This window comes from Streptomyces sp. NPDC096339, assembly GCF_044762985.1.
GTDB lineage: Bacteria > Actinomycetota > Actinomycetes > Streptomycetales > Streptomycetaceae > Streptomyces.
The window spans coordinates 1-23430 of record NZ_JBIWFI010000021.1; the positions used below are offsets into that span (position 1 = coordinate 1).

A 23430-nucleotide genomic window follows, 5' to 3' on the forward strand; every position below is an offset into this window, starting at 1 on the left:
GAACCCCGCGTAACCCAACAGCCCACCGTTCTTGTCCGACACGTAGAACACCGACTCACCCGGCCGGTACACACCCGCCCTCTCAGGGTTCGAGTTCTCGGTGATGTTGTCGTAGCGCAGGGCCGAGTAGCTGCTCGTGGGGTGGTTCGCCAGAGTGGAGGCGTACAGGTTGCCGTCGGTGTTGTAGTTCGTCGGCCGGCTGCGGCTGCTCTCCTGGTAGTAGTTGAAAGTGCCCGCGCTCTTGTCCTTCCAGCCGGCGAAGAGGACGACGTGGTCGTTGCTGTTGAGGACGTCGCCGGGCTGGAGGTCCCACTTGCTGATCTGGGTGGAGACGTCGGGGAGGGTCCACGTGGTGCGGCTGGAGTTGAGCTGCCAGGCCATGGAGACGAAGCCGGAGCAGTCCTGCCGGTAGCGTCCGCCGGTGCGGCTGTCGGCCCACCAACTGTATGGAGCCTCAAGGCCGTTGGTGCTGTAGGGGACACGTTCGTCCACCCACACCTGGGCTCGGGAGATGGCCTGGTTGCGGGAGACCTTGCCGCCGGGGGAAGCGTAGTTGCCGAGCGATCCGGTGGAGGTGACGGACGAGTACGTGGCCTGGATGCTGTCGGCGTGGGCGGGCATGGCGGACAGGACGAGCGAGGCGGCACAGGCAGCGGCAACGATGCTCGCGGCGCGGAGGGACGAGGTCTTGACGGACAAGGTGACTCCTGATGAAGAGGGTGGGTGCAGCGGGAATTCCTGCTGCTTTGTTCGTGGTTGACGGGGCGCCCTCAGTTCGGGGCGCCGAGGTCGGCGAGCGCGCCGAGTACGGCGGCGTCGGTGCCGGTGTCGTGCGGCGGTGCGGGACGCTCGGCCAGCTCGTCGAACTGGAAGAGCGTGAGGTGGTCGCCCTGGAGGACGGCGTAGAGGTGGTTGGTCTGCACGTCGCGGCCGATGCCCGTCCAGTGCCGCGACCAGGCACTGCCGTCCTTGACGGTGGCGGTGTTGGACACGACGGCGTCCTGCGGCACGCCCTCGCGGGCCTGGAGTCCGCGGGAAGTGGCCTGGCAGTCGTTCATCTGGGCGACGAGCCGGTCGTAGGCACCCTTGGCGGATCCGGAATCCGGGAAGAACAGCAGTTGCTGACCGGCGGAGTTCCTGGCCGCGCTCAGGTATCCCTGCTGCTGCCATTGGGTGGCGCCGGCGACGGCGACGCACTCGTTCAGCGTGATCTTCTGGCCCTTCAGGTCCTGGCTGCTCAGCGGGCCGTCCGGCTTCCAGTCGAGGCTTTTGTCGACGGGCAGCTTCGCCAGTCCCTCCGGCTTGACGGCCACCGTCCGGGCCGCGGCCTGATCGCGCTTCCCCTGTACCGGCTTTCCTTCCGGTGACCTCGGCGCCGACGGAGTCGTGGCCTGGTTGTCCTGCTGGGGAGTTGCGGAGGACTCCTTTCCCGGCGGCGCGCTCGTCGAGGGAGAGGGCGCCCGGGTGACGGCCGTGGCCCCGTGGGCCGCCGCGGGCGGCGCGGCGGCGGCGTCGGCGCGGCCGCAACCGGCCGTCGCCGCGGCCGCCGCGCAGACGGCCAAGGCCACCGAGAGTGCGCTGAACGCGGATCGGTTCGAGTTTCTGGGCATGACGGCTCCCGGTGTGGTGAAGGGCATGACGGAGGAACTCCCGAAGGGGGAGGGGATGACCGCGGCGGGTCGGTGGGCCGGCGGGGGGGCACGGCGCTCGTTGGCGGGGCCGTACCTGTCGGCGGACGGCGGATGGTGGAGGGCGTCCGCGCCGGGGGCCGGTGTCGGCTCAGTGGTGGAAGGTGACCTGGAGTCCGCGGGTGGCGGCGGCGCCGGAGGTGAGCGCGGCGGTCATCAGGCATCCGGCCTTGGCCTGTGCGCCGGCGTCACCGGCGGCGCGGATGAAGAAGACGATCTCGATGCCGGCCGGGCTCGTTCGGGCCCGGACGTGTTCCATACCGCATTCGGGCGTTGCATGGGCCCACAGGAGGTCGACGAGGGTGTGGGCCTGGTCCTCGGTGGGTGCTTCCCCTCCCGTTGGTACCAGGGTGAGGTGGACCGGCACCATCTCGGGTCAGTCCCAGCCGATGCCGTTGTGGTCGGAGGTGCCGATCGTGGCCGCCGTGTACGCCGGGGCGGAGTCCCAGCCGATGCCGCCCGGTCCCGTCGCGGCGTACGCGTTCGACGCGAGGGGCGCCGCGAAGCCGGAGAGGACGGAGGTGAGGAAGGCGATGGTGATCAGGCGGACGGTCTTGGACACGGGGGTACCCCAAACTGGTGACATGGGCGGGATCGATCGGAACCGGGCCCTCGGGCCTCGGTTCCCCCTTCCCGGACGGGACTTGGTGTCCCCCGCCGTTCCGGTGAGCACCATCCTGCCGACGCCGGGAACCCCGCGGAAGCCGCTCCGCCCGTCAGCATGCGGCCTGGCCGCATCAGGACGCGGCCTCCATCGAGGGGTCCTCGGAGAGTCCCTTGACGGCTCCCCGGCCACGTGACGACTTCCGGTAGGCGGCGGCCACTTCGAGCAGCCAGGCGATCTCCTCGCCGGGGGTCCTGGCATCGGACGGGAGGGGTGCGTGGTGGGAGCCGGGGGCGCCGTGGAGTGCCGCGGTCAGCCATGCCGCTTCCTCGCCCGCGCCCGCCCCGCCTCTCGGCGTCAGCGTCCCGGAGCCGGTACCCGCTCCTTCGGGACGAGTCGCCCCGCACCGGTCGCGGAGCACGAGGCAGGCGTCGCGGATCTCGAAGGCCCGGTGTGCCACGTCCAGGGTGCGGTCTCCGAGGGTGAGCAGATCACGGGTGCGGCCGACCCGGGGGCCGAAGGCCACCGCCGGGACGGCGCGGACCAGGTCCGACCACAACGGGTACAGCCGCCAGAGCGCGTACTGGTCGTGGACGTAACGGACGAGCGTCTTCAGAGGCGGCAGGGCCAGCCCGACGGCGAGGACGAGAAGTATGACGGCCGGCAGGAACTCGGAGACGGGATCGCCGAATCCCTCCTGCGTGCCGTGCGTCCGGCTCTGCTGGCGGGCGAGGAAGACCACCCTGTAGACGGTGTAGACGAGGCCCAGCGCGCAGCCGCCGGCCAGGCACACGACTCCCGCGCGCAGGAGACCGGCGGGCACGGCGTGCCGGTTGGACCAGAAGAGCTTCGCCGACAGCAGCGTGGCGGTTCCGAAGTAGGCATAGACGACGCCTTCGTACAGGCGCACCGCCGGGTCGCCGAGGTGGTCGTCGGTCACGGCGGTCGCCGGAACGCCGGGGTCGTGCTCGAAGAAGAAGACGAACAGCACGGTGAGGGCCAGCGCGGCGGCTGACACCACGGCGACGCGCAGCCGCACGGCCGCCGCCCTCTGCGGCCTACGACCGTAGACGCTGATCACGTACTCCAGCATGAAGTGGAACGAGGCCAGGCAGGCAAAGTGTTTGACGAGCACCGAGAGGTCGGGCGAGCCGGTGGAGATCCTGATGAGGTGCTCCACGGCGGGCGGTCGGGTCGTCAACGCCACGGCGACGGCCACGAGGAAGCCCCAGAGGCAGCGTGAGGGGCGTGCGCCGCCGATGGCGGCGGGGGCGCGCCAGAGCACCAGCGTCCAGACCAGGGCGGGGAGGGTGAACTCGTATATCGGGTGCATCAGTCTCCTCGCCAGCCACGCAGGCGGCGTATGGGGTGCGCGAGGCTGGAGGCGAGTCTGCGCGAGGACGGGGTGCCGACCCGGTCGGCTCCGGCGAGGTCGGCGAGGAGCACGGCGATCATCTCGGCCTCCTGTTCTTCGACGTCGTCGAAGTTGCTGCGGGCCCTGCCGAGCGTCCGGGCGAGCAGTTCCGGGGTCAGCTCGGTGAGGGCCCCGGCGAGGCGGGCGAGTTCGACGTTCGGGGTGTGGCCGCACAGGACGTGACCGAGCTCGTGGAGTTTGATCAGGTCCTGGTGGGCCGGGCTGGTCCGCTGCTCGTAGAGGACGACGTCCACGCTGGGCAGCGTGATCCAGGCCCCGCACGGGGAGTTGAGGCCGAGCGCGGGCAGCGGCTCCATCACGATGGGGCGACCGCGTTGCCTGGCCAGCGCATCACGGAAGGAGTCGACCGTGAACGGATCGGGCAGCTCGAACTCGGCCAGGATGCTCTCACAGCGTCTGCGCAGACCCCGAGGTACAGGCATGCCGGAGTGGATCCTTCGGGTCGACCGTCACTATCCCGATCACCTTACTAAGGGCGGGTGTCCGGCGTGCCCGCATCCGGCGTGTGGCCTGCGGCCTCCGCCTCGAGCGCGCAAAGCCGGTCGGCGAGTGCGACCAGCATGTCGAGGCTGTTGTCGGACAGTCCCGAGGCGCGCTGCGCGAGGCCGATGACCGTGGTGTTGCCCGTGGCCGCGCGGAGCTCCGCGAGCTTGTCCAGAGCCAGTAGTTGCTCGTCCACGACGGCTGCCTTGGCGTCGTCCAGGAAGTACGTCGCCCCGGAACGGATGCCGAACGCGAGGCCCAGCCAGTCCAGTGTCTCGATCGTCGGGTTGGGGGGCTGACCCTTTTGCGTACTGGCCTGGTGCAGATTGCGGATCGTGTCCCTGGAGATGACGTTGCGTCCGGCGATCCGGTTCACCCGGTCGGCCAGCTCCCGGTACACGGGCGCCTTCCCTCCGGCCCGGGCGGCCTCACGGGCGATCAGCCCTTCCAGCCTCTCCGAGATCCTGCGGGCGCGGTCCGGCGCCGAAGACGAGCGTTGACGGTCACCCGGTTCTTCTGCGTTCATCCCGGCCGGCTCCGATCCGTCAGCGGTCGACGTGCCCCGAGCACGTGCGGGCGCGATTTTACTCGCCGGGTCACCGATGATTCAACCTGACCATGATTCAGCAGCTCTCGAGAATGGCTGGATTCACGCCGGTTGATCGATGATCGGGTGAACCCTAGACTCGGTGCGATCTAAATCGTCTTGTGAGCTGGGGGGCTGGCAGATGTTGGACATGCTCGGGCTGGACAGCACATCGGAAGCCGTATACCGAGCCATGCTCGCCCATCCCGAGGGCAGCGTGCAGGACCTCTGCGAGCAACTGGGCCTCACCGAGACCACCGTGCGCGACGCCCTGGACAAGCTCGCCGACCTCAGGCTCCTGCGTGCTTCGCGGGACGTACTGGGTGTCATGCGCCCGGTCAGCCCGGAACTCGGCCTGGAACTGATCCTGCGCCGCCAGGAGGAAGAGCTCGTGCGCCGCCGCCAGGAGCTCGAACTGGGCAAGGCGGCCGCGGCGCGGGCCATCGCCGAATACGCCGACCTACGACCCTCCGCCCCGGCCGCCCCGGCGACGACGACCCAGCGCCTGGTCGGCCTCGACGCCATTCAGGCGACGCTGGAGGTCCTCGCGCGGGAGGTGGCCGACGAGTGCCTCTCGGTGATGCCGGGCGGAGCCCAGTCCCAGGCCAGCCTCGACGCGTCCAGACCGCTGGACGAAGCGGCCATGGCGCGGGGCGTATCCGTTCTGACGCTCTACCAGGACAGCGTGCGCCACGACCCCCCGACCCTCGCCTACGCACGGTGGCTGACCGAACGGGGCGGCATGGTGCGCACCTGCCCGACGCTTCCTCCGCGCATGCTCGTCTTCGATCGCCGGGTCGCCGTGGTCCCGATCGATCCGGCCGACACGAAGCGCGGCGCGCTGTGCATCCACGAGGCAGGGGTCGTCGCTTCGCTGGTGGCGCTGTTCGAGCAGACCTGGCACTCCGCCATCCCCCTCGGCGCCGACCGCGCCAAGGACGTCGAGAGCGGTCTCACCGCCGCCGAACAGGAACTCCTGCGGCTCCTCGCATCAGGCCTCACCGACGAGGTCGCGGGGCGCAAACTCGGCATCTCCGCCCGCAGCGTACGCCGACAGATGTCGGCGCTCATGGAACGCCTCGACGCGTCGAGCCGGTTCGAGGCCGGTCTGAAGGCAGCCCAGCGGGGCTGGCTCGCGTAGCCACGACGCCGCGGCCGCGCCGCGGACCGTTGACGGGGGTGGGGCCCCGGCCCGCGCGGCAGGCCGGGGCCCCTCGTACCGTCAGCCCCGGCGCAGCCGGACCGTGACGATCTGGAACGGGCGCAGGGTGAGGGCGACCGTGCCGTCCGGGTTCGCGACTCCCACGGCAGTGCCTTCCATGGGGCGTTCCAGCAGGTCGCTCTCGACCGCCTCCGTGATCGGGAAGCCCGCGGTGAGGGTGGCCCCGGCCCGGCCGCCCCGGGATTCGTAGAGGCGGACGATGACATCGCCGCCGCGGTCCTCGGCCGGCTTGACCGCCTCGACGACGACCGCGTCGTTGTCGACGCAGAGCAGCGGGGGCACGACGCCCGCGCCGCGGACCACCCGCTCGGGCAGGTTCAGCGCGTGGCCCTCGCGGACGGCGTCGCCGATGCCGGCGCCGGGCGCGAGGGAGAACCGCAGGGTGTGCCGGCCCTGGTCGGTCTCCGGGTCCGGGTAGCGCGGGGCCCGGAGGAGGGAGAGGCGGATCGTGGTGGTCTGGCCGCCGTCGGGCCGCACGTCGCGGGTGACGTCGTGGCCGTACGTGGAGTCGTTGAGCAGTGCCACGCCCCAGCCGGGTTCCTCCGCGTGGATCCAGCGGTGCGCGCAGATCTCGAACTTGGCGGCCTCCCAGGAGGTGTTGGTGTGCGTGGGCCGGTGGACGTGGCCGAACTGGGTTTCCGAGGAGGTGTGTTCGGCCTTCACGTCCAGCGGGAAGGCGGCCTTCAGGAACTTCTCCGTCTCGTGCCAGTCCACGTCCGTGACCATGTCCACCGTCTTCGCACCGGCTCGCAGGGTGATCGTCTGCACCACCGAGGAGGAGCCGAAGGAGCGGGTCACGGTGACGGTCGCGGAGGCCTGACCCGCGTCCGCGAGCTCCAGGGAGTCCACCTGTACGAGGTCGGTGACCTTGTTGCGGTAGAACTCGTCGATGTCCCAGGCGTCCCACATGTTCGGGAAGTCGGGGTGGATCTGGAGCAGGTTGGCCGCGCCGCCCGGGGCGAGCGACTCCCGACCCGCTTCGAGGTCGCAGGCCGAGACGATCAGGCCGCGGCCGTCGACCTCCACGAGCAGCCGTCCGTTCCCGAGGACGTACCCGCCGCCGGACCGTTCCCCGGCCGTGACCGGCTGGTGCCCGCCCTCGGCCGGGCGGCCCGCGCCGCCGGCCGGGACACCGCGCCGGGTGTGCGGGGCGCAGTTGAAGACCAGTTCCTCCGTGCCCCGCCCCGCCAGCGCCTGCTGCGCGGCGAGGGTGATGCCCTGGAGCTCCTCCCGTACCCGCTCGTACGTCTCACGTGCCTCGCGGTGCACCCAGGCGATGGAGGAGCCCGGCAGGATGTCGTGGAACTGGTGCAGCAGGACCGTCTTCCAGATCCGCTCCAGGTCCTCGTAGGGGTAGGCGAAGCCGGGGACGCGCGACGAGGCCGTCACCGCCCACAACTCGGCCTCGCGCAGCAGGGATTCGCTGCGACGGTTGCCCTGTTTGGTCTTGGCCTGGGAGGTGTAGGTGCCGCGGTGCAGCTCCAGGTAGAGTTCGCCGGCCCAGACGGGCGCGTCCTCGTACTCGGCGTGGGCCTTCTCGAAGAAGGAGTCCGGCCGTTCGATCTCCACCCTCGGGGAACCTTCGAGGTTCCGCTGCCGCTCGGCGCGCGCGAGGTGCTCACGGGTGGGCCCACCACCGCCGTCGCCCCAGCCGAAGGGCACGAGAGAGCGCGAACCGCGCCCCTTCTCCCGGTAGTTGCGGGCGGCGTGCGCCATCTGTGCGGGGCTCAGGTCGGAGTTGTATGTGTCCACGGGCGGGAAGTGCGTGAAGACGCGGCTGCCGTCGATGCCCTCCCACCAGAAGGTGTGGTGGGGGAACCTGTTCACCTGTGACCAGGAGATCTTCTGCGTCAGGAACCACTTCGAGCCGGACAGTTTGACGATCTGCGGCAGCGCGGCGGTGTAGCCGAAGGAGTCGGGCAGCCAGACGGTGCGCGTCTCGATGCCGAACTCCTCCAGGAAGAACCGCTTGCCGTAGAGGAACTGACGGACCATGGCCTCGCCGCCGACCATGTTGGTGTCGGACTCCACCCACATGCCGCCGACCGGCACGAACCGGCCCTCCGCGATCCGCTTCTTGACCCGCTCGAAGAGCCCGGGCCGATGGGTCTTGATCCATTCGAGCTGCTGCGCCTGCGACATGGCGAAGACGAGACCGGGGTGCTCGTCCATCAGGCCGACCACGTTGGAGGCGGTCCGGGCGACCTTGCGCACCGTCTCGCGCAGCGGCCACAGCCACGCCGAGTCGATGTGGGCGTGGCCGACCGCGCCGATCCGGTGCGCGGAGGCGTCGGCCGGTGCGGCGAGCGCTCCGGCGAGCCGTTCGCGTGCGGCGGCCGCCGTGCCGAGCACGTCCGCGAGGTCCACCTCGTCGAGCGCGGCGCCGATCGCGCGCAGGATCCCGTACCTCCGGGCGTCCTTGGTGTCGAGCTGCGTCATCAGGTCGTAGAGCACTTCGAGGTCTTGGACCAGTTCCCAGACCTCCGTCTCGAAGACGGTGAGGTCCATCCGCGCGAGCCGGTAGAGCGGCTGGTGGCCGCAGGTCCGCGTGTCGCCCTCAAGGGTGGCCGACTGCTCGACCAGGACCGGGTTGGAGGCGCCTTCCACGTACCACTCGATCCGCTCGCCGCCCGCCGCCCGGTCGGCCACGCGCACCCAGTCGCTGTACGGGTTCAGCGCCTTGATCTCGCTGCCGTCGGCCCGGTGGACCAGGCCCTCGCACTGGAATCCGGGCATCATCCGGTCGAAGCCCAGGTCGAGGACGGCCTCCACGGTGCGGCCGGCCCACTCGGCGGGGACGGTGCCGGTGACCTTGAACCAGGTGGTGCCCCAGGCCGGCCCCCAGGGATCGCCGACGGCACAGGGCCCGTACGGCGCCGCCAGGCCCTCGGCCACGGGGACGGGTTCACCGGGGGCGTCCCAGCGCTCGACGGTCAGCGGAACCCGGTGCGAGCGGACGGCGGGTTTGATGCGCTCGGCCAGGACCCGGCGGAGACGGTGTTCGGTGATGTTCCGGTCGTCGTGCACGACGGCTGCTCCAGGGGATCTCGGTTGTACGAACGGTGTCCGTGCGTCTAGGTTTCCCCCACAACGGCGTGTAGCTCAGCAGCCAGAGCACCGACTTGCTCAGTCGGAGGGCGCAGGGGCGGAACCTGCCACGCCGGCCATGGACACCAAGGATCCCCTCGTGGACCTGCCCCCTGCCGAGGTCTTCGCCCACTGCCTTGACGACGAAGGCCTCGCCCGGCTGCGCTCGATGCTGGACAGCGGACGGTACGAGGTGCGCGCGCCCGAGGAGGCCGCGCTGCTCGTCGTGGCCTGGCTGCTGCGCGCCGGGGAGGGCGCCGCCGCGGCCGGACTGATCGAGGAGCTGCGGCCCCACGCCCACGAGGTGCGGTTCGCCCCGCGGCCCGCGGAGCTCCCCTCCCCCGGCGCGGAACTCGTGCACCGCCGTACCGTCGGCGAGGCCGCCGCCCTGCTGATGCGCCGGGGGCCCGCCCCGGCCGTCGAGGCGCAGCGCGAGGCGCTGACCGTGTGGCGTCCGTACGAGGACGAGCTGCTCGCCCACTGGCGGCGCGAGGACGCCCAGGGCCCGGAGTGGACCGCCGACGGTTTCGTACTGCTGGAGCGGTACCGGTCCCTCGCGGCCGCGCACACCCGCTGCACCGGGCACCGGGACCCCAAGTCGAACTCCGCGATCCTGCGCGGCGCGCTGGAGGAGGCCGTCGCGGGGCGTGCGCCCGCGCCCCGGGCGGCTGGGCTGCTGCGGCACGCCGTCGACTCGATGGCCGCCAAGCGGGAGAAGGCGCGGCAGCCGTACCGGGAGCGGCCCGGGCACCACGAGGCGGCCGCACTGGTGTTGCGCCGGCTCTCCGCCCACCCCGTGGACCGGGGACTGCCGCAGGAGGCGGTCGAGGCGCTCCTCGGTCCGGTGGCCGCCGAGGAGTCCCGGGAGAGCGGCCTGCCGGCGGGGACCGTGATCCCGCCTTCGGTGCGGGAGATCGCCGGCGGTGTCCTCGACGCGCCCCTGGAGGTCCTGCTGGAACGCGGGGCGATCCCCTCCGCCGAGGTGCTGGCAGAGCTGGCCCACAGGGTGATCGCGACGTACAACGCCCGCGACTACGCCGACGCCTCGCTGCGCACGCTGATCGCGGCCGTGTACCGGGCCTCCCGGGCCCGGTACGTGGGCTACTGGATCCCCGCCCCGCACGTGGTGGTGTCCGAACTGCCGTGGGTCCGTGCGGTCGACCGGTGGCACCGCCTCGAACCGGCGGAACGGGCCCGCGCGACGCTCACCCGGCTGGCCGAGACATCGCTGGGTGCCTTCCCCGGAACCGGACTGCCCGTCACCCTCGTCAACGCCCTGTCCCCGCTCGCGGGTCCGGCGGAGCTGCCGACGAGGCTCCTCGTCGAACCCTTCGCGCACGACTTCAGCGGGGCGGCCTCGCCACTCCTGCTCGACGCGGCCTGGCACGCCGCCGAGCTGCTGCGCGGCACCGTGTATGAGCGCTACTTCGGCATCGACTTCGCCGCGGTGCGGGACATGGCCGAGACCGGTGACGTGGAGGGCTTCGCCCGTCTGTGCGCCGACCGCGCCGGCCGTCCCCTGCTCGTGCCGCAGCCGGCCCACTGGCGGGCCCGCCCGGCCCTGACCCGTGACCCTGCCGTCATAGAGCAGGCCCGCATCCTCACGACGTTCAACCTCGCCACCCTGGTCCGCGAAGCGGGTGTCGACCCCGGGCCCGGTTGGGCGGCCCTGGCCAGGGGCGCCTTCACCGAGGCGACCGGCCGGGCCGCCACCGCGAAGCGTTCCGCCCGCGCATGGCGGCACCTGCTGTTCCACCTCTCGCTGTGCGAGCCCGCCGAGCAGACCCTCGTACTGGCCTGGATCGACGCGGAGGCCGCCCGGCTTCCCCCGCGCGCGGCCGCCCGGATCGCCCTGCCGCTCGCCCAACTCCGGGTCGTCGCGTAGCCCCGGGTGTCACGCCCCGGAGGTCACCAGGTCGCCGGGGTCGGTGTTGGCGCCGCAGAGGATGACGGCAACCCGCTTCCCGGCCGACTCGGCTTCGGTGCGCAGGGCCGCCAGCGCGGTGGCCGCGCCCGGCTCGACCACGATCCGGTGCTCCTCCCACAGGGCGCGCCGGGCTTCGGTGATCGCGGTGTCGGGGACGAGGAGGGACCGTACGTGGTCCCCGCGCGCGGCCTCCAGCGCGGCGGCGGAGACCCGGGGCGCGCCGAGGGAGTCCGCGGCGACCGAGTCCACGGTCACGTCGACGGGGCGGCCCGCCTCCAGCGCCGCGTTCAGCGCGCGGCAGTTCTCCGGCTCGGCCGCGAGCACCCGTACGCCGTGCTCGCGGGCGGCGGTGGCCACCCCGGCGAACAGTCCGCCGCCGCCGACCGCGACGACCACGGTGTCCAAGCCGGGCACGGCGGCCCGGATCTCGTCGAGCAGGGTGCCCGCGCCGGCCGCGATCAGCGGGTGGTCGTAGGCATGGGAGCGCAGCGCTCCGCTGTCGGCGGCGAACTCCTGGCTGGCGGCGAGGGCTTCGTGGTACCGGTCGCCGACGAGCCGCACGTCGGCCCCGTACCCGCGCAGCCGTTCCACCTTCACGCGCGGGGCGTTGCCCGGCAGGAACACGGTCGCCCGCACGCCGTGGGCGCGGGCCGCCCAGGCACAGGCGAGCCCGGCGTTGCCGCCGGAGGCGATGGTGACGCCCGCGGCCGGGAGGGCGCCGGCCGCGGCGTGCGCGGAGAGGAAGTTGTGGGCGCCGCGGGCCTTGAAGGAGCCGGTGTGCTGAAGGTATTCCAGCGCGTACCAGACGCCGTCGGCGGCGGGGGCGACGGCGACGGGCCGGATCGCGCCGGCGATGCGGTCCGCGGCGGCGCGTACGGCGGCGTAGTCGAGCTGCTGCGTCGGTTCCATGGTCGGTCTCCCCATCAGACGGTGGGCCGCTCGGGCCGGCCGGGCCGGGCGGCTTCGATCAGCTGGCGCAGGGCGCCGTAGTACACCTCGTGGTCGGTGAGCGAGGGCAGTACGTCGGCCACGGCGCCCGCGAGCACCGGGAATTCGGCCGGGTCGAGCGCGGCCAGGGCGGCCCGCGAGGCGGCGGTGGTGGCGTCCGGGTCGCCGTGGTCCACGAAGGCGGCGCTGCCGAGGGTGAGCAGGTACATGCGGCGGTAGACGGTCATCGCCTCGGCGGGGCTCATCCCTGCGGCCACGCTGTCGGCGAGTGCCGGTTCCACGAGCCGGGCCAGCAGCCGGCGGCCGAGCCAGGGGCGGCCGCCGCGCAGCACGAGCAGCCCGGGGTGGGCGACGAGCAGCCGGTAGAGGGCGCCGAAGCGCTGCTCGGCGGCGTCGGCCCAGTCCGTGCCGGCCGGGATCTCGGGGAGTCGACCGGCGAGGTGCTCGGTGCAGAGGTCGAGGAGCCCGGCGAGGTCGGTGCAGCGGCGCTGCACGGTGGCGTGGGAGACGTCGAGCCGCTCGGCGAGGGCGCGGAAGCTGAGGTGCCCGGGTCCTTCTTCGTCGATGATCCGCAGGGCCGCGACGGCGATGGTCTCGGGTGTCGCCCGGTCCAGGGCGGCTGATCTCCTCGGCATGAGATACACCGTAACATACGGCGTATCAGCCGCTGTATCGGTCTTCGTGTCGGCCGTGGTACCCGCCGCCGGGGCAGGCGTGGTCCCGGTTCCCGCGTCAGCCGCTGCGCCACCGGCGCGAAACCCGCTCCCCCCACCTCCTTCGTGTGACAGCGTTTACGGCCATATTGCTGGTCATCGGGTCATAATCAGCGACTTGCGTTGACAGCGGGTAGTCGCCTCGCTGCACTGGGCGCACGACTGCCCCCACGTCAAGGAGACTCCGTGCCGCCTCGCCTGCGTGCGACGCTCCCCTGCCTGACCGCGGCCGCCCTGTTCGCCCTCGCGCTCCCGCCCGCCCCGTCGTCGGCCGCCGCGGCCGAGCCGAAGGCGACCTCGGACACCCCCCTCGCGCTCACCCCGCCGATGGGTTGGAACAACTGGGCGCACTACATGTGCGACATCGACGAGGCCAAGGTCGTCGCGAACGCCGACGCGCTGGTGACCTCCGGGCTCGCCGCCAAGGGCTACGACACGGTGACCGTCGACGACTGCTGGATGACCAAGAGCCGCGACGCGGACGGCGCCCTGGTCGTGGACACGCAGAAGTTCCCGCACGGGATGGCCTGGCTCGGCGAACACCTGCACGCCAAGGGCCTGAAGTTCGGCATCTACCAGGACGCCGGGTCACTGACCTGCGAGAAGTACCCGGGCAGTGGTGCTCCCCAAGGCGGTGGCGCGGACCATTACGCGCAGGACGCCCGGCAGTTCGCCTCCTGGGGCGTCGACTACGTCAAGATGGACGGCTGCAACCTCTGGGTGCCGGAGGGCAGGACGAAGGAGCAGGCCTACCGGGACGCCTACACCGCGGTCGCCAAGGCCCTGCGCGCCAGTGGCCGGGACATGGTCCTCTCCGCCTCCGCCCCCGCCTACTTCCAGCAGGGCGAATGGGGCGGCCCGGACTGGCACAAGGTGCTCGGCTGGGTCGGCGAGACCGGCCAACTGTGGCGCGAGGGCCGGGACATCAAGGTGCACGACCCCGCCGCGCCCGCCACCTCCCGGTGGAGTTCGGTACTGGGCAACTACGGCTACAACCGCTGGCTGGGACGGTACGCGGGCCCCGGCAACTGGAACGACCCCGATTTCCTGATCGCGGGCGCCCCCGGCCTCACCGCGGCCGAGAGCCGCAGCCAGGTCGCGCTGTGGGCGATGATGGCGGCCCCGTTCATCCTGTCCTCCGACGTGTCCCGGCTGACCCCCGAGGGACTCGCCGCCCTGGGCAACACCCGGATGATCGCGCTGGACCAGGACCCGATGGGCCGTCAGGGTGCGGTGGTCTCCTCCAACTCCACCTTCGAGATCCTGGTCCGGCCCCTCGCCAACGGCGACCGGGCGGTCGCCGTGCTCAACCGCTCGTCGGCCACCCGGAACATCGGCGTGCCGCTCGACGAGATCGGCCTGCCCTCGTGTTCGGCAGACGCGCAGGACCTGTGGAGCGGTGAACGCCGCGAGGTCGCCGACACGTTGACCGGAACGCTGGCCGGACACGACACGGCGGTCTGGCGGCTCACCCCCCACGACCGGTGCGCCGAGGCCGTGCCCACCGGGCAGATCGTCGGGGACGGCGCCAGGTGCGCCGACGGGGCCAACACCACGGGCGTCGGCGCGATCGTGATGGGCGCCTGCACCGGCGCCCCCGACCAGCGGTGGTCCCTCGGCGCCGACGGGGATGTGCGACTGGCCGGCGAATGCCTCTCGGCGGGCGCGGCGGGCCTGGTGGAGCTGGTCGACTGCGCTCCCCCGCAGGCGCAGCAGCCGACCGGCCAGAGCTGGTCGCACCGCCGCGACGGAACGCTCGTGGACGAGTCGAGCGGGATGTGCCTGACGGCTCCGGCCCCGGTGACCACGCCGGACACCCCCGCCGAGCGGCTGCGCCTGGACCCCTGCGGCGACCACCGGGTCGACCAGGCCTGGTCCCTGCCCGTCTGACCACCCCAGCGAACGGATGAGCAACCCGATGTCACGAAGCGGGCGCCGCCACGTCGCCCTCGCCGCCCTGCCGGCCGCGCTGCTGGCCCTGACCTGCGCGGCCCCCGCGCCCGGGGCCACCGCTCCGGGCGCGCCCCTGCCCGCGCGTCCCGACGTACGCGGTGACGTACGGCCGGCAGCACACCCCGGGGGGCCGGGGGCGCGGGCCGTCGACGCCGTCGCGGCCGCGCGGGCCTCCCTGGAGCGGCTGCTGCCGCGCCACGCCGCGCAGTTCACCCTCGTGGCCGACGCGGGCGCGGCCGCCGACACCTTCACCGTGTCGGGCACGGCGGGCGCCGTCACGGTGCGCGGCCGCACCGGCGCCACCCTGCTGACCGGGGTCGGCTGGTACCTCCAGCACGTCGCGGGGGCCGACATCGGCTGGCCGGGCGACAGCATCGGGATGCTGCCCGACGTGCTGCCGGCCGTGCCCGCGCCGGTCACCCGAAGCGCCCTCGTCCCGCACCGGTACGCGCTCAACGACACCGACGACGGCTATTCCGGCCCGTACCGCACCTTCGAGGAGCACCGGCGGCAGATCGACCTGCTCGCCCTGCACGGCGTCAACGAGGTGTTCGTGCAGGTCGGCGCGGAGTACGCGTACTACCGGGCGCTCCAGGGGTTCGGCTACTCCGCCGAGGAGCTGCGCCGGTGGATCCCCGGCCCCGGCCACCAGAGCTGGTGGCTGCTGCAGAACCTCAGCGGTTTCGGCGGGCCGGTCTCCGACCACCTGCTGCGGGAGCGCGCCGAGCTGGGCGGACGGCTCGCCGAGCAGGTGCGGTCGCTCGGGATGACCCCGGTGCTGCCCGGCTACTTCGGGACCGTTCCGCCGGAGTTCGCCGCCCGCAACCCGGGCGCGGTCACGGTGCCGCAGGGTGATTGGGCGGGCTTCGACCGCCCCGACTGGCTGGATCCCTCGTCGCCCGCGTTCGGGAAGCTGGCGGCCTCGTACTACTCGGCGCAGCGCGCGGTGTTCGGGGACAGCACGATGTACCGGATGAGCCCCCTGCACGAGGGCGGCCGGACCGGGGACGTGGACGTGAAGGCGGCGGCGGGTGCCATCCAGCGGGCCCTGCACGCAGCCCACCCGGGCGCCCTGTGGGCGGTGCTGGGCTGGCAGGACGATCCGACGGCGGAGCTGCTCGCCGGGGTGGACACCTCGAAGCTGCTGATCCTGGACGGGCTGTCCGACCGGTACAACCGCCTGGACCGCGAGACCCGCTGGGGCGGTGCTCCGTACGCGATGGGCTCCATCTACAACTTCGGCGGGCACACCACGATCGGCGCCAACACCTCGGTGTGGATCGACCGCTTCGGCGCCTGGCGGGCCAAGGGCGACAGCGCGCTCGCGGGGATCGCCTACCTGCCGGAGGCCACCGGCACCAATCCGGCGGCCTTCGACCTCTTCACCGACCTGGCCTGGGAGCCGGGGCCGATCGACCAGCGCCGCTGGTTCGCCGAGTTCGCGGCCCGCCGCTACGGGCGGCCGGACGCGGAGGCGGCCGCGGCCTGGGAGGAGCTGCGCAAGGGCCCGTACAGCACCTCGTCGGGCCTGTGGTCGGAGTCGCAGGACAGCCTGTTCACCGCCCGGCCCTCGCTCAGCGCGGTCGGGGCGGCGCACTGGAGTCCCCAGTCGATGCGCTACCCGGCCGATTCGGTCCGCAGGGCGCTGGACCACCTGCTCAAGGTGGATCCGGCGTTGCGCGGTTCCAGCGCCTACCGGTTCGACCTGGTGGACACGGCCCGGCAGGCCCTCGCCAATCACTCACGGGTGCTGCTGCCGAAGATCAAGGCGGCCTACGAGGCCAAGGACCTGGCCCGGTTCCGCGAACTCACCGCCCAGTGGGCGGACCACGAACGGAAACTGGACGCGGTCATCGGCTCCGATCCGCACTTCCTGCTCGGCGACTGGCTCGGCAAGGCCCGCTCCTGGGGCGCCGACGAGGCCGAGCGCGACCGCTACGAGTACGACGCGCGTTCGATCCTCAGCGTGTGGGGGCTGCGCAGCACGAGCGAGGGCGGTTTCCTGCACGACTACGCGAACCGCGAATGGAACGGCCTGGTCTCGGAGCTGTACGCCGCCCGGTGGAAGCTCTACTTCGACTCGCTGGAGGAGGCGCTGGTACGGCAGGCCGCGCCCCGGGAGATCGACTGGCACGCGTACGAGGAGGAGTGGGCCCGGCGCACCACCCGGCACCCGGACCGGCCGAGCGGGGACCCGTACGTACTGGCGGCCGGGATCGCGGCGGCGCTGCCCGCGGCGGCGCCCGCACCGGTATCGAACTGACCACTCTCCCGGGGGAATCCCGCTACCCGTCCGGAGTACAGGGCGGTCGGCTCTCGGCCGCCCGGGGCGGCCGCGGAAATCATCGGGGGCATGACCGAGACCGCACAGCAGCCCCCGGTGGCTCCGGAGCCGACGGCCCTCGACCGCTTAGGCCACTGCCCGTGGCCCGACGGGGTGGTGGAGCTGCGCAAGCGCCGGGAAGTGGGCACCGGCACCTGGGCGCCGGACACCCCGGAAGCCCGGGAAGCCCCGGAACCCCGGGAAGCCCGGGAAGCCATTCGGAAGGCGACGACACCGGATGAACCGAGTGAACGCGACGAACCGCTCGACGACCGGCCCTAGACCGGGCCGGCAGCCGCTGGTCGGGGCTGTCACCGGCGTGGTGGCCGCCATCGCGGGGCTGGCCGCCGCGGAGTTGGCCGCCGCGGCGGTCCGGCCCGAGGCCGCCCCCGTCACAGCCGTCGGCAGGACACTGGTCGACCTCACGCCCGTGGGCCTGCGGGAGTGGGCGATCCGGCTGTTCGGCCCCTCGGACAAGGCCGTGCTGGGCATCGGCATCGTCCTCGTCCTGGCCGTGGTGGCCGCCGGCACGGGGATGCTCGCCCTGCGGAGCCTGCCCGCCGGGATCGCGGTCACGGGCGGCATCGGGGTGCTGGGGGCGGTGGCCGCCCTCAGCCGTCCGGAGGCCTCGTGGAAGGACGCGCTGCCTTCGCTGGTGGGCGCACTGGCCTCGGCCGCCGTGCTGTACCTGCTGGTCACGGCGGCGACCCGGCCCCGGCCGGCCGGGACACCGCCCGCCGGGACCTGGTCCCTGGACCGGCGCGGGTTCGGCCGGCTGACCGCGGCGGTCGTGCTGCTCTCGGCCGGGGTCGGGTACGCCGGCCGGCGCCTCGGCGCGTACGGCTCGTCGGGGGCGACGGCCTCCCGGGCCGAAGTCGTCCTGCCACCGCCCACGGTGCCGGCGCCGCCGGTCCCCCCGGGTGCACAGCTGCCCGTCCCCGGGATCACCCCCTTCATCACGCCCAACCGGGACTTCTACCGAGTGGACACCGCCCTCGTCGTACCGCGCGTGGACGCGGACGACTGGCGGCTGACCGTTCACGGCGACGGGGTGACCCGGCCCCTCACCCTCGGGCTGCGGGAGCTGCTGGCCCGCCCGCTCGTGGAGCACGACATCACCCTCTGCTGCGTGTCCAACGAGGTCGGGGGTCCGTACGCGGGCAACGCCCGCTGGCTCGGCGTACGCCTGGGCGACCTGCTCCGCGAGGCCGGTGTACGGCCGCCGTCCCAGGGCGGACCGGCCGACCAGCTGGTGGCGCGCTCGGTGGACGGGATGACCATCGGAACCCCCGTCGAGGCGGTGATGGACGGCCGGGAGGCGCTGCTGGCCGTGGGGATGAACGGGCAGCCGCTGCCGTTCGCGCACGGGTTCCCGGTCCGGATGGTCGTGCCGGGGCTGTACGGATACGTCTCCGCCTGCAAGTGGCTGACGGAGCTGCGCCTGACCACCTTCGCCGCGTACGACGCGTACTGGGTGCGTCGGTCCTGGGCGCAGCAGGCCCCGGTCAAGACGCAGTCGCGGATCGACACCCCCCGGCCGGGCGGCCGGGTGAACCCGGGCCGGGTGGCGGTGGCCGGGGTGGCGTGGGCGCAGCACCGCGGGATCCGGCGGGTGGAGGTACGGGTGGACGGCGGCGCGTGGCAGGAGGCGCGGCTCGGGGCGTCGGACGGTGTGGACACCTGGCGCCAGTGGGTCTGGCCGTGGGAGGCGACGCCGGGCCGGCACACCCTGGAGGTGCGGGCGACGGACGGCACCGGCGCCGTCCAGACCGGGGTGCGCGCGGGGACCGTGCCCGACGGGGCGACCGGATGGCACGCGGTGGAGGTGGACGTCGGCGCTCTCGGCGCCTCCGACTCCGAGGGGGAGCCGCGGCCGTGGAGCTGACCGGCACCTCGTTCCTCGTCACGTTGGTCGTCGTGACCGTGCTGGCCGTGCTCGCCGCGCTGCTGCTGTGGAACCGGATCCCCGGACCGGGATGGGTGCGGTGGCCGGCGCGGCTGGTGATGATCGGGCTGTGCCAACTCACCGCGATCTGCGTGGTGGCCACCTGGATCAACGACAGCTACGGGCTGTACTCCTCCTGGGACGACCTGCTGGGCACCGGCGCGGGCCAGGACCCCGGTGCGATGACCGGGCCTCCGGTGGGGCGGGCCAGGTTCACACCGGGCGGCGACGGTACGCGGACCACGTACTTCCGGGGCTCGCACTCGAAGCTCGCCGGGCAGGTGACGGTGTGGACTCCCCCGCAGTACGACGCCCCGGGCGCGGACCGCACGCGTTTCCCGGTGCTGATGCTGCTGCACGGCTACCCGGGCACGCCCCGCACCTGGATCGACCTCGGGAAGATGCCGGGCGCGCTGAACGAGCTCGTGGACCTGGGCGTGGCGCACCCGTTCATCCTGGTGATCCCGGAGATCTACCCGGGCGGGGTGAACACGGATTGCAGCAACACCCCGGACCGCAAGATCGCCGACTGGCTGGCGAAGGACGTGCCTGAGCTGGTCGCGCGGAAGTACCGTACGCTGCCCGCCCCGGGCGGCTGGGGCCTGATGGGCGTCTCCACCGGGGCGTTCTGCGCGGCCAAGCTGCCGCTCCAGTACCCGAAGGCGTTCCGGGCGGGGGCGGCCCTGGACCCGGATCCGCTGACGGGGGACCCGGAGGTGCTGTCCGATCCGGTGCTGCGGGAGCGCAACAGTCCGATGTGGCTGGTCGAGCACACGAAGAAGGCGGACGTCGGCCTGTTCCTGGCCACCTCCGCCCAGGACAAGGACAGCCCGCCGCGGCAACTGGCGGACTTCGCCAGGGCCGCGGCGGGCAGCGGGGTCCGCGTGAAGACCCTCGTCCGGCCGGCGGGCGGGCACAACTTCCAGACCTGGAGCGGAATGTACCCGGACGCGCTGGGCTGGCTGAGCACCCAGCTCACCCCGCCGGCGGGCCGGTAGCCGCCCTGTCCCGGTGGATCCGGCTGCCGCCCACCCCCGCGAAGCGGCAGGCACGGCCGGGACAGGGGCGTACGGCTAGCCGATGAGGTCCCGGGCGGTGGGGGCGACGACGCCGAACACGTCCCCGATGGTGACCAGGGCCGCGGTCTGGAGGGTCGCGGCGGGCAGGGCGGTGCCGTCGGGGGCGGTGAGGGACCGGGTGGCGGTGGCCTCGGCGACGACGGTGGGCCGGAAGCCGCGGTTGAAGGCGCCCTGGGCGGTGAAGGCGACGCACATGTGGGTCATGAAGCCGGCCAGCACCAGGTCCTGGCCGGTGCCCAGCTCGCGCAGGGTCTTCTCCAGCTCGGTGCCGTGGAAGGCGTCGGGAACCTTCTTCACGACGACCGGTTCGCCTTCGGCGGGGGCGACTTCGGGGCTGATGGCGCCGAGCTCGGAGTCGATGTCGTAGCCCGCGTCGGCCACGTGGACGACCGGGATGCCGGCGGCGCGGGCGGCGGCCAGCAGCCGGGCGCCGGCCGCGAGGGCCTCTTCGGCGCCTTCGAGGGCCATGACGCCGGTGCGGTAGGTGTTCTGGAAGTCGATCAGGACGAGCGTGGTGTCGGCGAGGCGGGGCAGCCGGTTGTCGAGGCCGATCACGTCGCGCAGGGTCGTGGAAGCGGGCATGGCAAAGCACTCCTTGCTGGGGTCGTTCGGGAAAACAGGGGAATGGAAGGCGCAGGTGGCCAGGCGGAGGGACCAGGCGGAGGGACTCAGCCGGCAGTGCGGAACCGGCGGCGGTAGGCCGCCGGGGTGACGCCGACCTGCTTGCGCAGCGCCCGGTGGAGGGTTTCCACCGAGCCGAGTCCGCACGCCGCGGCGACCTCGTCCAACGGCTGGTCGGTGTGCTCCAGCAGGCGGCGGGCCGCCTCCACCCGGGCGGCCTCGACGTAGGCGGCCGGGGTGGTGCCGGTCTCCTGGCGGAACACCCGGGCGAAGTGCCTCTCGCTCAGGCACATCCGCGCCGCGAGGGCCGCCGCGGACAGGTCGCCGTCCAGATGGTCGGCGATGAACATCCGTAGCTCGTCGATGTCCCGGCGGGAGGCGGCGGGTCGGCTCAGCGGCACGGAGAACTGGCTCTGGCCGCCCTGCCGCTTGAGGTACATCACCAGTTGCCGGGCCACCGTCAGAGCCACCTCCTCCCCCAGGTCCTCGGCGACCAGCGCCAACGCGAGGTCCATGCAGGCGCTGATCCCGGCCCCGGTCCAGATGTTCCCGGACCGGACGAAGATCGGATCGGGGTCCACGGTCACCGCCGGGTGGTCGGCGGCGAGTTGTGCGGCGGTCGACCAGTGGGTGGTGGCCGTCCTGCCGTCGAGCAGACCGGCCGCGGCCAGCAGGTGGGCGCCCACGCACACCGACGCCACCCGGCGGGCCTGTGGCGCGGCCGTCTTCAGCCACGCCACCACTTCGGCGTCGATCCGGGCGACCGGGCCACCGGGGCGCAGGTCCACCGCACCGGGCACGAGGAGCGTGTCCAGTACGCCGTCGACCTCGGCGAACGACAGGTCCGCGACCAGCCGCACGCCCGCCGACGTGGCCACCACCCCGGGCGCCGGGCCGGCGAGCTGCACCCGGTAGCCCGCCCGGCCGCCGGTTTCCCGGTTGGCCAGCGCGAAGACCTCGGCGGGGCCGGTGACATCGAGGAGGTCGACGTCGGGGAAGACCGCGATGACGACGCGGCGGATCGTGGACATGCACCCATCGTCACAGCCGTCCCGCATGGCTGCAATGACGGTGTTCTGTCACATCCGGACACGGCCCTCTACCCTGGTGGCCGCCAGGTGATCAAGTGCGGTTGGTTGAGGGAACGGGGCGTGCCGTGCCGGCGGGACAGGCGAATGACGGGGAACTGGTCGGCAGGGTGCTCGGGGGCCGCTACCGGGTGACCGCGGTGCTCGGCCGTGGCGGCATGGGCGTCGTCGGCCGGGCCGTGGACGAACTGCTGGGCCGCGAGGTCGCCGTCAAACTCCTGCGCGCCTATACGGACGCGTCCGGGCCCGAACTCGCCGACCTGCGCGCCCGGATGCGGCGCGAGGCGCAGGCCGCGGCGCGCATCCGGCACGGCGGGGTGGTCACGGTGCACGACGTGACCGAGGAGCAGGGCCTGCCCGTCATCGTCATGGAACTCGTCGAAGGGCCCTCCCTCGACGACCTCCTCCTCCGGCGCGGCACGCTGGAACCGGCGGAGGCGGCCGCGATCGGCGCGAAGCTGATGGACGCCCTGGACGCGGCCCACCGGGTGGGCGTGCTGCACCGGGACGTCAAACCGGGGAACGTGCTGCTGGAGCAGGACGGGGGCCGGGTGGTCCTCACCGACTTCGGCATAGCCTCGATGGAATCCGCCGAGGAGGAGGCCCTGACCAAGCTGACCCGCAGCGGTGAGATCATCGGCTCCCTGGACTACTTGCCGCCGGAGCGCGCCCAGGGCGGCGACCCCGGACCGGCATCCGACATCTGGTCGCTCGGCATGACCCTGTACGCGGCCGTCGAGGGCACCTCGCCCTTCCGGCGCACCTCCGTCTGGTCCACCCTGTCCGCGATCGTCTCCGAGCCGCTGCCCCCGCCGCGTCTGGCCGGTCCGCTCACGCCGGTCCTCCAGGCCCTGATGGCGAAGCGGCCGGAGGACCGGCCCACCGCCGAGCAGGCGCGCGCGATGCTGGAGCGGGTGGCGTCGAGCAGCCCGACCGGCGCCCGTCTCGCCCCGCCGACCCCCGTTCCCCCGGCTCCGGCTCCTGCTCCGGCTCCTGCTCCGGCTCCCGGTCCGACTCCGACTGCTCCGGCTCCGGCTCCGGCTCCGGCTCCGGCTCCGGCGGGCCGCTTCGGGCCGCCCGTCGGCCCTCGGCCCACGGTCGCGTCGCAGCGCGGCGGCGGACCGGGGCCCGACCGGCCGCGGCATCGGCGACGTACGGCGATCGTGGTGGCGGCCGCCGCCGTCGTACTCGCCGGGGGAGGCATCACGTACGCCGTGACGAACGGGGACGGCGGCGGCAAGGGCGGTGGGCACGGGGACCGGGCCGCCCGCCCCGGTACGGCGGCCCCCGCCGCGACCACGCCCGGCGCCTCCCCGGCCCCCACCGCCCCCGGGGCACAGGCCGGCGGCTCGGCCCCGAAGCCCGGCGCGACGGCGAAGACGGTGACCCCGCCGAAGGCTTCGGTGAGCCCCGCGACCAAACCGAGCCCGGTGTCGACGAGTTGTACGGGCTGGAGCCACCGCGCCGCGGCCACGGGCAGCTACGGCTACATGAACGGCGACTTCCACATCGAGACCGGCCCGTACCAGACCTGCCCCGCAGTGTCGCTCGCCAAGGCCGGCACGAAGCTCACGTACCACTGCTACGTCGTCAACGCGCACGGCAACAAGTGGACTTACGTCCGCGTGCCCGGCTCGAACGTCGAGGGCTGGATGTCCAACGACAACCTGACCCGGCAGAACGGCCCTTCGGCACCCTGCTGAACGCCTCCGCCGTATGCTCTTCGCT

At 73.0% G+C, this 23430-nt stretch carries 19 protein-coding genes, 1 tRNA gene and 1 pseudogene; 9 read left to right on the top strand and 12 right to left on the bottom strand.

Annotated features, from left to right (window positions below):
- From ACIQ5Y_RS24390 to ACIQ5Y_RS24420, 7 genes and pseudogenes are all read right to left on the bottom strand, one after another.
- Nucleotides 1-699, bottom strand: a pseudogene (locus ACIQ5Y_RS24390) (hypothetical protein); the annotation flags it as partial.
- A 71-nt stretch (nucleotides 700-770) separates the two neighbouring features.
- A complete protein-coding gene (locus tag ACIQ5Y_RS24395) occupies nucleotides 771-1610 on the bottom strand; it encodes a hypothetical protein (RefSeq protein WP_403884180.1) in 840 nt (279 codons plus the stop codon).
- 169 nt (nucleotides 1611-1779) lie between these two features.
- Nucleotides 1780-2058 carry a hypothetical protein gene (locus ACIQ5Y_RS24400; protein ID WP_403884183.1) on the bottom strand — a complete coding sequence of 93 codons (279 nt, stop codon included), beginning with the start codon at nucleotides 2056-2058 and terminating at the stop codon, nucleotides 1780-1782.
- A gap of 6 nt (nucleotides 2059-2064) precedes the next feature.
- Complete coding sequence (locus ACIQ5Y_RS24405) at nucleotides 2065-2250, bottom strand: hypothetical protein (RefSeq protein ID WP_403884185.1); 186 nt, start codon at nucleotides 2248-2250, stop codon at nucleotides 2065-2067.
- 175 nt (nucleotides 2251-2425) lie between these two features.
- Entirely contained in the window at nucleotides 2426-3625 is a 1200-nt protein-coding gene (locus ACIQ5Y_RS24410; protein ID WP_403884188.1) for an MAB_1171c family putative transporter, read from the bottom strand.
- Nucleotides 3625-4149 (bottom strand): hypothetical protein, encoded by a 525-nt coding sequence (locus ACIQ5Y_RS24415; protein WP_403884191.1) that lies wholly within the window; start codon nucleotides 4147-4149, stop codon nucleotides 3625-3627. Before ACIQ5Y_RS24415 ends, ACIQ5Y_RS24410 begins: the two co-directional genes overlap by 1 nt.
- 47 nt (nucleotides 4150-4196) lie before the next feature.
- Nucleotides 4197-4736: a hypothetical protein gene (locus tag ACIQ5Y_RS24420; RefSeq protein WP_403884194.1), complete on the bottom strand. Its 540-nt coding sequence runs from the start codon at nucleotides 4734-4736 to the stop codon at nucleotides 4197-4199.
- 202 nt (nucleotides 4737-4938) lie between these two features.
- Here ACIQ5Y_RS24420 and ACIQ5Y_RS24425 point away from each other — a divergent pair, with 202 nt between their 5' ends.
- On the top strand, nucleotides 4939-5937 hold the full coding sequence (locus ACIQ5Y_RS24425; protein ID WP_403884197.1) for a LuxR C-terminal-related transcriptional regulator: 999 nt from the start codon (nucleotides 4939-4941) through the stop codon (nucleotides 5935-5937).
- A gap of 81 nt (nucleotides 5938-6018) precedes the next feature.
- Here the strand turns inward: ACIQ5Y_RS24425 and ACIQ5Y_RS24430 are convergent, their stop codons facing one another.
- Nucleotides 6019-9045, bottom strand: coding sequence for an alpha-mannosidase (locus tag ACIQ5Y_RS24430; protein ID WP_403884200.1), 3027 nt, complete (start codon nucleotides 9043-9045; stop codon nucleotides 6019-6021).
- A 64-nt stretch (nucleotides 9046-9109) separates the two neighbouring features.
- Here ACIQ5Y_RS24430 and ACIQ5Y_RS24435 point away from each other — a divergent pair.
- Nucleotides 9110-9185, top strand: a tRNA-Ser gene (locus ACIQ5Y_RS24435).
- A 20-nt stretch (nucleotides 9186-9205) separates the two neighbouring features.
- On the top strand, nucleotides 9206-10990 hold the full coding sequence (locus ACIQ5Y_RS24440) for a hypothetical protein (protein ID WP_403884203.1): 1785 nt from the start codon (nucleotides 9206-9208) through the stop codon (nucleotides 10988-10990).
- A gap of 9 nt (nucleotides 10991-10999) precedes the next feature.
- Here the strand turns inward: ACIQ5Y_RS24440 and ACIQ5Y_RS24445 are convergent, their stop codons facing one another.
- Both ACIQ5Y_RS24445 and ACIQ5Y_RS24450 read right to left on the bottom strand, forming a co-directional pair.
- Nucleotides 11000-11941 (bottom strand): serine/threonine dehydratase, encoded by a 942-nt coding sequence (locus ACIQ5Y_RS24445; RefSeq protein ID WP_403884206.1) that lies wholly within the window; start codon nucleotides 11939-11941, stop codon nucleotides 11000-11002.
- 14 nt (nucleotides 11942-11955) lie between these two features.
- Nucleotides 11956-12615 carry a TetR/AcrR family transcriptional regulator gene (locus ACIQ5Y_RS24450; RefSeq protein ID WP_403884209.1) on the bottom strand — a complete coding sequence of 220 codons (660 nt, stop codon included), beginning with the start codon at nucleotides 12613-12615 and terminating at the stop codon, nucleotides 11956-11958.
- Between the two features lie 264 nt (nucleotides 12616-12879).
- Here ACIQ5Y_RS24450 and ACIQ5Y_RS24455 point away from each other — a divergent pair, with 264 nt between their 5' ends.
- From ACIQ5Y_RS24455 to ACIQ5Y_RS24475, 5 genes are all read left to right on the top strand, one after another.
- A complete protein-coding gene (locus ACIQ5Y_RS24455; protein WP_403884211.1) occupies nucleotides 12880-14583 on the top strand; it encodes a ricin-type beta-trefoil lectin domain protein in 1704 nt (567 codons plus the stop codon).
- Between the two features lie 28 nt (nucleotides 14584-14611).
- The gene (locus ACIQ5Y_RS24460) at nucleotides 14612-16909 is read left to right on the top strand and encodes an alpha-N-acetylglucosaminidase (protein ID WP_403884214.1); all 2298 of its coding nucleotides are present in this window, start codon (nucleotides 14612-14614) and stop codon (nucleotides 16907-16909) included.
- Between the two features lie 90 nt (nucleotides 16910-16999).
- Nucleotides 17000-17251, top strand: a complete 252-nt coding sequence (locus ACIQ5Y_RS24465; RefSeq protein ID WP_403884217.1) for a hypothetical protein — start codon at nucleotides 17000-17002, stop codon at nucleotides 17249-17251.
- A complete protein-coding gene (locus tag ACIQ5Y_RS24470; protein WP_403884220.1) occupies nucleotides 17208-18854 on the top strand; it encodes a molybdopterin-dependent oxidoreductase in 1647 nt (548 codons plus the stop codon). Before ACIQ5Y_RS24465 ends, ACIQ5Y_RS24470 begins: the two co-directional genes overlap by 44 nt.
- On the top strand, nucleotides 18845-19912 hold the full coding sequence (locus tag ACIQ5Y_RS24475) for an alpha/beta hydrolase (protein ID WP_403884223.1): 1068 nt from the start codon (nucleotides 18845-18847) through the stop codon (nucleotides 19910-19912). The genes ACIQ5Y_RS24470 and ACIQ5Y_RS24475 overlap by 10 nt, the downstream gene beginning before the upstream one ends.
- A 75-nt stretch (nucleotides 19913-19987) precedes the next feature.
- Here ACIQ5Y_RS24475 and ACIQ5Y_RS24480 read toward each other — a convergent pair whose 3' ends face one another.
- Complete coding sequence (locus ACIQ5Y_RS24480; RefSeq protein WP_403884226.1) at nucleotides 19988-20575, bottom strand: isochorismatase family protein; 588 nt, start codon at nucleotides 20573-20575, stop codon at nucleotides 19988-19990.
- An 86-nt stretch (nucleotides 20576-20661) separates the two neighbouring features.
- Nucleotides 20662-21645: a GlxA family transcriptional regulator gene (locus tag ACIQ5Y_RS24485; protein WP_403884228.1), complete on the bottom strand. Its 984-nt coding sequence runs from the start codon at nucleotides 21643-21645 to the stop codon at nucleotides 20662-20664.
- 125 nt (nucleotides 21646-21770) lie between these two features.
- On the opposite strand from ACIQ5Y_RS24485, the gene ACIQ5Y_RS24490 reads away from it, so the two are divergent.
- Nucleotides 21771-23405 carry a serine/threonine-protein kinase gene (locus ACIQ5Y_RS24490; RefSeq protein ID WP_403884231.1) on the top strand — a complete coding sequence of 545 codons (1635 nt, stop codon included), beginning with the start codon at nucleotides 21771-21773 and terminating at the stop codon, nucleotides 23403-23405.
- The last annotated feature ends 25 nt before the right edge of the window (nucleotides 23406-23430 follow it).